The organism is Winogradskyella sp. A3E31, assembly GCF_046720935.1.
Lineage (GTDB): Bacteria > Bacteroidota > Bacteroidia > Flavobacteriales > Flavobacteriaceae > Winogradskyella.
In genome coordinates, this window is sequence record NZ_JBHNWH010000006.1 from 233489 (window position 1) to 244311 (window position 10823).

The following is a 10823-nucleotide window of genomic DNA, read 5'->3' on the forward strand; positions in this document are numbered from 1 at the left end:
AAATTTACAAAAAACTAAGTTTGAAACGACTCATTATAGCAAGTACTTCAACAATTTATGGAGGAAATTATTTGAACTACCTCTTAGAAGACCTCAAAGTACTTTTTAAAAATGCCGAAACCGTACTTTTTATTCCTTATGCTAGACCAGGCGGAATTACACATAAAGAGTATACATTAAAAGCTGCTGAAGCATTTAAAATCATCGGAAAGAAACTCAAAGGCATCCATGAATTTGACGACCCTATTAAAGCCATTGAAAATACTGAAGCTATATTTGTTGGGGGAGGTAATACTTTTGTCCTAGTCAATCAGCTCTATAAAAACAACTTAATACAACCCATAATTAAAGCAGTTAATGGAGGCACTCCATATTTAGGCACTAGTGCCGGAAGCAATATCTGTGGCTTAACTATTAACACCACTAACGATATGCCCATAGTCTATCCTCCAAGTTTTAAAACCTTTGGTTTTGTGCCTTTTAACATCAATCCACATTATTTAGATCCAATTGAAGATTCAAAACACATGGGTGAAACGCGAGAAACCCGCATTAAAGAATTTCACAAATTCAATACACAACCTGTTATCGGGTTGCGAGAAGGTAGTTGGATAGATGTAAACGGCGACAATCTTATTTTAAAAGGCAGCTTAGATGCACGTATTTTTGAGTATGGGAAACAACCTTATGAAATTTCCCCTTCTAGTGCTTTAAATGACCTTAACTAAAACTTTTTAATAAAGTGATATCCCCAAATTTCCATACCTTGGTTATAGTAAAATTTGTGTGAAGGATAATTTTGCACATAAGTATTAAGCTCAAAAGCCTGGCACCCTTTGGATTGAATGTATTCCTTAATCCAGGTCATAAATCGCTTACCCAGACCACTATTTCTATAGTCTTCCTCAATATAAACATGGTCTAATTCTGCAGATTTACCAGTGTAATGGCGTGTACTAAACCAAAGCCCAGAAACTCCAATAAGTTGATCTTTATCATAGATACCTGCACACTCGTAGTTCTGAAGCTTCATATCTTCAAAGCGCTCTTCTAAAACTTCATTAGAAACTTTACCACTGTTCAGCTTAAAAACTAATGGAATAATGTCTTTGTAGGTATCTTTTGGTACAATTTTAAATTGAATAGCCATACACTTAAATTGAACTCAAATGTACTGATTTTCAAAAATCCGATCCGTAAAATAAAAAACATAAATTGTATCTTTAACCAAGTCATTCTACCCAAAGTTATGAGAAGAGGTAATTTTAAGGTTCGTTTATTAATTGGTGTTGCTATTGTGGCATTTGCATTTATTAGAAGATGTAGCCAGCAAGAAACCAATCCATGGACGGGACGCACACAAGCCATCTCACTATCTCCCGAGCAAGAAATTGCCATTGGGTTACAAAGTGCTCCACAAATGGCACAGCAGCATGGTGGTTTACATCCAGACAACAGATATCAAAGTTTGGTTGACGATGTTGGCAATACATTGATAAATAGCAGCATTGCCAATAAAACACCGTATAAATATGAGTTTCACTTATTGGCAGATGACGGTACTATTAACGCCTTTGCTTTACCAGGTGGACAAATTTTTATCACTTATGCCTTGTTTTCAAAACTTGAAAATGAAGATCAATTGGCTGGTGTTTTGGGACACGAAATTGGCCATGTTTTAGGGAAACACTCTAACGAACGTATTACCAACTCTAAATTTTTTCAAACATTGGTTATGGGAGCAAGTGCCATTGATTTTGGTGCTGTTGCCCAACAGATTGGACAGGGACAATTATTGGCAAACGGACGGGATGATGAGCTAGAGAGCGATGATCTTGGAGTACGATTTATGATGAAAGCAGGCTATAATCCCGAAGAAATGATCGGTGTTATGAAAATTTTGAAGGATGCTGCTGGACCAAATCGCGTACCAGAATTTCAGAGCACCCATCCAGATCCAGAAAATAGGATTGAAAAAATTAAAGAATCCATTGCCAAATACAAAAAAGCATCCTAATAGATAGAATGCTTTTCGAGACTAACTCAAATAAACTCCTTTATTTAAGCTTTAAAACGTTTAAGAAACTGTTCAGCATCTTTGGCTTTTGTTAATTGTGCATGTTTTACTGGCGAATAGCCTTTATCGCACTTAACGTGTATTTCTGAGCCAGCTGTGATTAAAAGTTTAATAATTTCTACACGATTGTATTTTGCCGCATAATGAATCGGCAACATACCATTAGATTTTGCGGTAAGATCCACACCCTGGTCCAAATACACTTTAACTTTATCTACATCTCCTTTGGCAATTGCTGCACATAATGGACTGACCTTAGATTCTGTGAAATTTAATTCGATAGGATTAGAAGAAAGTTCTGAAGTTGTTGCATTTACATTTACGATTGAAAAGCCCAATGCTAAGGCTAAAATTGCTACTGTTTTTTTCATGATGAAAGAGTTTTTAATTAATTGATTGTTTTTTGATTATACTAAAGAGACGAATAATTTTGGTAAGTGTTACACTATCCGATATGTAATAACATATATTTAACTGTTTCAAAACAAATATGTTAAGAGTTTCCCTAAACTCAATTTTCCTATTACATTGACGTAATAAAATTTTAAAACAATGGTAATCTGATAATTTTTTTCGTTTCAAATTTGATATACCCGTCTATATATTATCTTTGAAAGTATTGAACCAATAGTATGAACAAGAAAGTTATTTTGATGATTTTAGATGGCTGGGGCATGTCCCCAGATCCTAAGGTTTCAGCAATAGAGCACGCAAACACTCCCTTTATAGATTCCCTTTACAACAAGTACCCTCATTCAACACTAAGAACAGATGGGCTACATGTAGGACTCCCAGAAGGACAAATGGGCAATAGTGAAGTGGGCCACATGAATCTCGGAGCTGGTCGTATTGTCTATCAGGATTTGGTAAAGATTAACTTGGCAGTAAAAAATAAAACACTTCAAGAAGAAACTGTTTTAAAAGATGCTTTTCATTATGCTAAAACCCATAATAAAAAGGTTCATCTTTTAGGGCTTCTAAGTGATGGTGGAGTGCACTCGCACATTAATCACCTCTTCGGGTTGTTGGATGCAACAAAGGCCTTTGGTTTAGAAAACGTCTTTGTCCATGCTTTTACAGATGGAAGAGATGTTGATCCTAAGTCGGGCTACGGGTTCATTACAGAATTACAGCAATATTTAGAAAACAATCCCGCAAAATTAGCAACAGTTACTGGGCGGTATTATGCTATGGATAGAGATAAACGTTGGGAGAGAGTGAAGCTTACTTATGATGCTTTAGTCAATGGTAAAGGAGAGCATACTGAAGATATACTAGGTAGTATCAGGGAAAGTTACGAGAATAGTGTTACCGATGAGTTTTTAAAACCGATGGTTATTACTAACAATGCCGACCAACCATTAGCTACTATTAAAGATGATGACGTTGTTATTTTCTTCAATTTCAGAACAGATCGAGGGCGCCAATTAACACAAGCCCTTTCGCAAGAGGATTTTCATGAGTATAACATGCACAAACTCAATTTGCATTATGTGACCATGACTAATTATGATGAAAGCTTTAAAGGCATCAAGGTTATTTTCAACAAAGATAATTTAACGGAAACCCTAGGTGAAGTCATTTCAAAACATGGTAAAAAACAAATACGGATTGCTGAAACTGAAAAATATCCACACGTTACTTTTTTCTTTTCTGGTGGTCAGGAAACTCCGTTTGAGGGTGAATCTCGAATTCTGAGGAACTCACCAAAAGTAGCCACTTACGATTTAAAACCAGAAATGAGTGCCTACGAACTTAAAGACGCACTTATTCCGGAATTAGAAAAAGCAGAGGTTGATTTTGTATGTCTCAACTTTGCCAATGGAGATATGGTCGGACATACTGGAGTTATGGAGGCTGCCATTAAAGCCTGTGAAGCTGTTGACGAATGCACAAAAGAAGTGGTCAATACTGCGTTAGAAAATAACTACACCACTATTTTAATCGCTGACCATGGTAATTGTGAAACGATGATCAATCCAGACGGCACTCCAAATACAGCTCACACTACTAATCCTGTTCCTATTATTTTAATAGACAAGGATTTAAATAACATTGATAATGGTATATTAGGGGATATAGCTCCTACAATTCTTAAATTAATGGGCATAGAACAGCCTAAAAGTATGACCCAACATTCTTTAGTATAACGATGAATTTTCAAGAAAAACTTATTTTGGCAATTGATTTTGACGGCACTGTCGTTGAAGATGCATATCCAGGGATAGGCAAACCAAAACTGTTTGCGTTCGAAACTTTAAAAAAACTTCAACAAGAAGGACATCGGCTCATACTTTGGACGTATAGAGATGGAAAACGCTTAGAAGAAGCTGTGGAATTTTGTAAAGACAACGGTATTGAATTCTATGCCGTAAACAAAAGCTTTCCTGAGGAGCAATATGACCCTTCTAAAAGCAGAAAAATACATGCAGATCTCTTTATAGACGACAGAAATATTGGTGGTTTTATTGGATGGGGAAAAGTCTATCAATTATTAACCAACGAAAGTCCCAAACCAGAAATTTCACAAAAAAAGAAAGGCTTTTTAAGCTGGTTTAAGTAGATGCTTAATTAAAAAATCTCTAACGCTTTATGTTTTTATAATTGGCTATCTTTGCGCCATAATTTAAAGCAGATGATTGTTGTAAAGACAAAAGAAGAGATTGAATTGATGCGTCAAAGTGCCTTGGTGGTATCAAAAACCTTAGGTATGTTGGCCAAAGAAGTAAAACCAGGTGTAACCACCAAACAACTCGATACCTTAGCGGAAGACTTTATTAGAGCTCAAGGAGCGGTTCCCGGCTTTTTAGGATTGTACGACTGTCCTTCTACACTCTTATGTAGTGTCAATGAAGCTGTAGTGCACGGTTTACCCACCGATATCCCATTAAAAGATGGCGACATAGTTTCTATAGACTGTGGAGCTTTGTTGAACGACTTTTATGGCGACCACGCCTACACCTTCGAAATTGGAGATGTAGACGCTGAGACTAAAAAATTAATCGAAGTCACTAAAGAATCACTTTACGTAGGAATTGCAGAATTTAAAAAAGGAAATCGTGTTGGTGATGTTGGTTTTGCTATTCAGAATTATTGTGAATCTCATGGTTATGGCGTGGTAAGAGAATTGGTAGGTCATGGATTGGGCCGAAAAATGCACGAAGACCCTGAAATGCCAAACTACGGACGTAGAGGGCGAGGCAAAAAATTTATTGAGGGCATGGTTGTGGCTATTGAACCGATGATAAATATGGGAACACATCGCGTAAAACAATTAAAAGATGGTTGGACCATAGTTACCCAAGATGGGAAACCAAGTGTTCACTTTGAACATGATGTTGCCATGGTCGACGGAAAACCCGAAATACTATCAACCTTTCATTATGTCCATGAAGCTTTAGGTATAACTAGTGATAGGGAAGACCAATTTAGAAAAGAAGAGTTTGTTCATTATTTATAAATACTAATGAAATCTAAGTATACTATAATCCTTTTTATACTGAGCACCTTACTAATGGTAATAGGTACTGTATTTAGATTACAGCATTGGCCATATGGAAAGGAAATTTTAACCATAGGCATATTCTTGCTAACTATTTCGTGTATTGGTATTGCTTTTAAAATTTTCAGGCCAGATAACACTGATGATCATTCAAATTCCTGATTTTTTTGTTGAAAACGCTCTTCAAACTCATTTTAAATACCATCCCAAGACCGATTTTAATTCGGTTAAGTATACTTGCGCGTCCTATTTTGGCTTTTTTTCTTAAAGGAAAAAGATATACTGACCCTATCGACGGAAAACAATTCAAAACCTTTCTACCTTATGGTTATGGCAAACAGCGCCCAAATGTATTGTCACCATCAACACTTTCCTTAGAACGTCATAGACTACTTTGGTTGTATCTAAAGAATGAAACTGATTTTTTTACAGCAGACAACAAAGTATTACACTTTGCCCCAGAACAGGCATTTCATAAACGTTTCAAAAACCTAAAAAACTTAGACTACACAACAACGGATTTACTATCGCCATTGGCAGACGTTAAAGCTGATATTTGTAACCTTCCTTTTAAAAATAATAGTTATGACGTTATACTTTGTAATCATGTCCTAGAACATATACCTGATGACACTAAAGCTATGAGAGAGCTCTATCGTGTTATGAAACCAGGTGGCTGGGGCATTTTTCAAATTCCACAAGATTTAAATCGAGAACTTACTTTTGAAGACGATACCATCACCGACAAAAAAGAACGCACCAAAATATTTGGCCAATATGACCATGTACGAGTCTATGGCAGGGATTATTTTGACCGTCTCAGGTCTGTAGGTTTCAAGGTTAAAGAAGTGGATTATACTTCAGATTTATCAGAAATGGATATCGACAAGTATAGATTGGCTAAAGGTGAAGTTATTCCGGTGGTTTACAAATAAAGCACTAAGCCTTAACAGTTAAAAGTTCGTGCCATTGAGTTGTGTAACGAGGACTTCGCTCTTCTTTAATAAGCTCCCATTCTTTTTTTCTAGTACCAATAGCACCAGAAGCCACTGTTGATTTACCAAATTTAGAATTAAGCTTATCCAATACCTCTGTCAAGCGTACATCTCTATAGTCTTTTTGAGGAGTAAATAAATTACCTTGTATACAGTGCTGAGGGACAATTCCACTTAAACAAACTCCCACTTTTTTATAACGATACCCTGGTTTATAAATAGCATATAACCCTTTTTTTGCCTGACTTATAAGTTGAAAGGTACTATTGGTAGGGTATTGTAAAGTAACCGTAATACTTTTTGAATATTGCTTATCAGTGGTACTGTGGTAATTGGTGTGTAAAAATAGTTGAACGTATGTAGCACATGTATTCTGGCTTCGTAATACTTCAGCCACTTCAGTGATATAATAAGCACAAGCCTCTTCTATAAGGTCAAGATTTTCAATTCGTTTCCCAAATGATTTTGCAGTACCGATATTCTTCTTTAGCTTGGGGTTCACCATAAATTCAATAGCCGATTCACCGTGCATTTCTTTCCAAATACGTTCACCAACAACGGTCATGTGATTTCTAACCCATTCAACAGGCAATTGAGTAAATTGATAAGCAGTAGTGACACCTATTTTATTTAAGCGTTCGGCGTGTCGTCGTCCTATACCCCAAACATCTTTAACCATAATACTCTTAAGTGCTTCTATTCGCTTTTCTTCAGTGTCTATAACATATACTTGATTGGTCTCATCCGTTCTTTTTTTGGCTATTCGGTTTGCCAATTTGGCCAAAACTTTAGTAGGCGCTATTCCTACACCCACCGGAAGACCTGTTTGTTTGTAAATAGACTGTTTTATGGCCTCCCCATAGTTATCGTAATCTTTAACATCAGCCATTCCGTTAAGATTTAAAAATGATTCATCTATACTATAGACTTCGACTAAAGGCGAAAACGTATTAAGAATGTTTACCACGCGCTGAGACATTTCGCCATAAAGTGTGTAGTTTGAAGAGAAACATGTAATATTATTCTCGGCCAAAACCTTTTTTATTTTAAAAACAGGTTCAAAAAGTGGAATATGTGTCAATGCTTTTGCCTGTTTATTGGCTGCAATAATACACCCATCGTTATTACTTAAAACAACAACTGGTTTACCCCATAAATCTGGTCGAAATACCTGTTCGCAGGACGCATAAAAACTATTACAATCGACTAACGCAATCATAAGGCAGCATGAATAATATAAGTAACAACTCCCCAAACTACATAAGGTGTCTTTTGACTTGTCGAGAATCGTTTAATTTTAAATTCACCTTCCTCTACGATCAAGAGTAAGGTGTTTTGTTTTGCAGATAAGGATCTATCTATGATGAGTATATCATTGTGATGCATATTATATTCCGACAATTCGTCTCCTTCTACCCGAACAAAAAAAGTGGCATCCGGATGTTTTACCAAATGCTCATGCAAATCTACGGTATGCTCCAAATAATGGGTTGCAGGGCTAGGAAACCCCGTCTGCTTTGAAACCTCTGCAGAGTGTTTTACCCTTGAACTTTTCAGCTTTTTAAGTGACGTCATATCCATAGTTTAAAAGTAAACATTTTTACTATGGAGACTGTTAAATGAGAACAGAGGTTATTAACTATAAATACTTTTTTTCTGAAAGCGTTATTGGTAATCAATCAGGAAATCCGTTAAGGCTTAACGTTTGCCATATATTGCTATTATCCGAATAGATAAAATAAACCTGAAGTTCTGGATGCGTTTTTAAAAATTCTCTGACACGTTCAATGCCCATAGCCTGAAACGCCGTAGCATAACCATCTGCCAACATACACGTTGGGGCAATGACGGAAACGCTTAGCACGTTCGTTTTTGTAGGATATCCTGTTTTTGTATCTATAATGTGCGCATATCGATTACCCTCTTCATCAGTTTTAAACTTTCTGTAGGTGCCAGAGGTAGCCATGGCTTTGTTAGATAACGTGATGACTTTTGAATACGACTGACTTCCATCAAAGTTAGGATTATCAATGCCGATAGTCCAATTAGAAGCCTTTTCAATATTAGTGCCTCCAGTTCTTAAATCCCCACCAATATCTACCAAATAATTCTTTATGCCTTGGTTTTGCAAAAACTCTACGATAACATCAATTCCATACCCTTTTGCAATGGCGTTAAAGTCAAAGTACACATCGTCTGGTTTTATAAAACGTTCGTTTAATCTTACTACTTTATCGAACCCAACAGAGGTCATGAGTTTGTCTATTGTGGCACTATCGGTTACAAATTTATTCCGTTCTGGCCCAAAGTCCCAAGCATTGACCACATTACCGATCGTCGGATCAAAAACACCTTTGGTTTCCTTGTAGATTTTCTTAGATGCATTATAGACCTTATCGAAATGTTCATCTAACTCAACACTCTCATTTCTGTTTAGCTTAGAAATATTGGACTCTGGAATATATGTTGATAAGGACTTATTGATTACCGTGAAAATACTATCAAACTGCTGTTGGTAGTCTATCCCTTTTTCAGAATAATATTGAATGTTATAAAACGTACCAAATACTGGGGCTTTAAGCTTAACTGTTTTTGGCTCGTCCTTTTGGCAAGAAATAAGAAGTAACGTAAGAATACAAAATAAAAGTTTTTTCATAATACTATTGTGGTGGCTAGGGCTTGGTCGCTGATACTCAAAGTCACCTTAACCGTATTAAATTTCATTTCAAGAGCTTCAAGCTTTTAATTAAAGAGATTTCTGCTTTCGCTTCGAGTAACCTCAGCAACCATGCAGAAATGACAAAGTTAATTCAAATTCATTTCTATAACCTGAATACCGTTATATTCAATAAGGTATTCTTCATTAAGATATACCGGTAAATTTTCCCCTTTGGGGTTTCCCAATCCAACTCCAGCATATAATACTTTGGCATCCTTCTCAAAAGCATGCTTTTTAAAGGTCTCCATCCAAACCATATCATAATTATTGGGATTATCTGGCAACATTACTGCCTTAACAATCACAAAAAAATACTGATTGTTTTTGTCGATACACACAAACTGTGGGTGCTTTTTTAACTTACTGTTAATAGCTACAAACTCAAACCCACGGGATTCTAAATCCTTACCAACGTGGTTCATGGCGAGGTTATGTAATTCTTGTTTTGTAAGTGCTTTAGGCATAATTAAACTATGTTTCCCTACAAAGATAAATGTTGTGGAAAGAAAATCCGAATGAATTACTATACTTAGAGACGTGAAAAAAATAAATCTTAAATATTCTTTGACTGTAACATAATCAATATCTTACGTACTTATATTTAAACCAACCCAAAGACACCATCACTGCATCTGCTTGCAACTGTAAGCTATGATTACTTTTTTTAGGAAACTGAGAGCACGTTTTATTTCTGAAAACAAATTCTCGAAATATATTCTGTATGCTACTGGTGAAATTTTTTTGGTAGTTATTGGAATATTGATTGCCCTACAAGTTAATAATTGGAATGAGCAACGGAAGGCATCGAAAAAAGAAACTGTATTTTTTGAAAATCTTCTCATAGACCTTCAGAAGGATGAGGAAAAGCTAAATCATTACGAAAAATTTAACACCAAACGAATTGAATATCTAGACACTTTATTGACTTACATCAGAAACCCAAATCTTGTTATGGGCATTGAAAAATTTGGTATATATGTAGAGCCCTTATTCTATGGTGTTGACCCAACAAATAACAATACAACTTTTGAATCTGCAAAAAGCTCTGGCGTTTTTAATGATTTTAAAAACCAAGCAATCATAAAAGATATTTCAAAGTATTATGCTGATTTCACTTTAATGGAAACCGCCTTTAGTTCTATTTTAAGGTTTATTGAAAATCAATTTGAACCAATGATGTACACTCTTCCGGAGAGTTATATGAACGAACATACTGGTGATTTGGTCATTAATGAAGGAGATGTTCAAGAGTTTTATGACAAAGTTGCCTCTATTAAAGATTATAGAAATATTACGGTTGACTATCAATCACTTTTAAAGAAACCCTTGATGGAAAACTACATCATAGGTGATATGGGAAGAACCTTTAATGCTTTAAGTAAGGTTAAAGCGAGACAAGAGTTACTTCTTAAACTTAAAGAAAGAATAAGCAGATATGATTAAATTCTTCCGCCAAATCCGTCAATCTTTAATTATGGAAAACAAAACTTCTAAATACTTTAAATACGCCATTGGCGAAATCATACTCGT

13 protein-coding genes are annotated in these 10823 nt (G+C 35.7%); 7 read left to right on the forward strand and 6 right to left on the reverse strand.

Annotation, left to right across the window (positions count from 1 at the left end):
• The first annotated feature begins 20 nt into the window (after positions 1–20).
• A complete protein-coding gene (pepE, locus tag ACFEMA_RS09500; RefSeq protein ID WP_411767910.1) occupies positions 21–728 on the forward strand; it encodes a dipeptidase PepE in 708 nt (235 codons plus the stop codon).
• On the opposite strand, the gene ACFEMA_RS09505 is transcribed toward pepE, so the two are convergent.
• Positions 725–1150: a GNAT family N-acetyltransferase gene (locus ACFEMA_RS09505; RefSeq protein ID WP_411767911.1), complete on the reverse strand. Its 426-nt coding sequence runs from the start codon at positions 1148–1150 to the stop codon at positions 725–727. The two genes, pepE and ACFEMA_RS09505, sit on opposite strands and share 4 nt — an antisense overlap.
• A gap of 99 nt (positions 1151–1249) precedes the next feature.
• On the opposite strand from ACFEMA_RS09505, the gene ACFEMA_RS09510 reads away from it, so the two are divergent.
• On the forward strand, positions 1250–2017 hold the full coding sequence (locus tag ACFEMA_RS09510; RefSeq protein ID WP_411767912.1) for a M48 family metalloprotease: 768 nt from the start codon (positions 1250–1252) through the stop codon (positions 2015–2017).
• 44 nt (positions 2018–2061) lie between these two features.
• Here the strand turns inward: ACFEMA_RS09510 and ACFEMA_RS09515 are convergent, their stop codons facing one another.
• Entirely contained in the window at positions 2062–2448 is a 387-nt protein-coding gene (locus ACFEMA_RS09515; protein ID WP_411767913.1) for an ankyrin repeat domain-containing protein, read from the reverse strand.
• Between the two features lie 261 nt (positions 2449–2709).
• On the opposite strand from ACFEMA_RS09515, the gene gpmI reads away from it, so the two are divergent.
• The 4 genes from gpmI (at position 2710) to ACFEMA_RS09535 (ending at position 6514) form a co-directional block, all read left to right on the forward strand.
• Entirely contained in the window at positions 2710–4227 is a 1518-nt protein-coding gene (gpmI, locus tag ACFEMA_RS09520) for a 2,3-bisphosphoglycerate-independent phosphoglycerate mutase (RefSeq protein WP_411767914.1), read from the forward strand.
• A gap of 2 nt (positions 4228–4229) precedes the next feature.
• The gene (locus ACFEMA_RS09525; protein ID WP_411767915.1) at positions 4230–4640 is read left to right on the forward strand and encodes a BT0820 family HAD-type phosphatase; all 411 of its coding nucleotides are present in this window, start codon (positions 4230–4232) and stop codon (positions 4638–4640) included.
• A 72-nt stretch (positions 4641–4712) separates the two neighbouring features.
• Complete coding sequence (gene map, locus ACFEMA_RS09530; RefSeq protein WP_411767916.1) at positions 4713–5537, forward strand: type I methionyl aminopeptidase; 825 nt, start codon at positions 4713–4715, stop codon at positions 5535–5537.
• A 212-nt stretch (positions 5538–5749) separates the two neighbouring features.
• On the forward strand, positions 5750–6514 hold the full coding sequence (locus ACFEMA_RS09535) for a class I SAM-dependent methyltransferase (protein WP_411767917.1): 765 nt from the start codon (positions 5750–5752) through the stop codon (positions 6512–6514).
• A gap of 4 nt (positions 6515–6518) precedes the next feature.
• Here the strand turns inward: ACFEMA_RS09535 and ACFEMA_RS09540 are convergent, their stop codons facing one another.
• The 4 genes from ACFEMA_RS09540 to ACFEMA_RS09555 form a co-directional block, all read right to left on the reverse strand.
• The gene (locus ACFEMA_RS09540) at positions 6519–7793 is read right to left on the reverse strand and encodes a Y-family DNA polymerase (RefSeq protein ID WP_411767918.1); all 1275 of its coding nucleotides are present in this window, start codon (positions 7791–7793) and stop codon (positions 6519–6521) included.
• The gene (locus ACFEMA_RS09545) at positions 7790–8149 is read right to left on the reverse strand and encodes a S24 family peptidase (protein WP_411767919.1); all 360 of its coding nucleotides are present in this window, start codon (positions 8147–8149) and stop codon (positions 7790–7792) included. The genes ACFEMA_RS09540 and ACFEMA_RS09545 overlap by 4 nt, the downstream gene beginning before the upstream one ends.
• A gap of 100 nt (positions 8150–8249) precedes the next feature.
• Positions 8250–9230: an FAD:protein FMN transferase gene (locus ACFEMA_RS09550; protein WP_411767920.1), complete on the reverse strand. Its 981-nt coding sequence runs from the start codon at positions 9228–9230 to the stop codon at positions 8250–8252.
• A 149-nt stretch (positions 9231–9379) separates the two neighbouring features.
• Entirely contained in the window at positions 9380–9757 is a 378-nt protein-coding gene (locus tag ACFEMA_RS09555) for a Na(+)-translocating NADH-quinone reductase subunit F (RefSeq protein ID WP_411767921.1), read from the reverse strand.
• Positions 9758–9944: 187 nt separating this feature from the next.
• On the opposite strand from ACFEMA_RS09555, the gene ACFEMA_RS09560 reads away from it, so the two are divergent.
• Positions 9945–10736 carry a DUF6090 family protein gene (locus tag ACFEMA_RS09560; RefSeq protein ID WP_411767922.1) on the forward strand — a complete coding sequence of 264 codons (792 nt, stop codon included), beginning with the start codon at positions 9945–9947 and terminating at the stop codon, positions 10734–10736.
• The last annotated feature ends 87 nt before the right edge of the window (positions 10737–10823 follow it).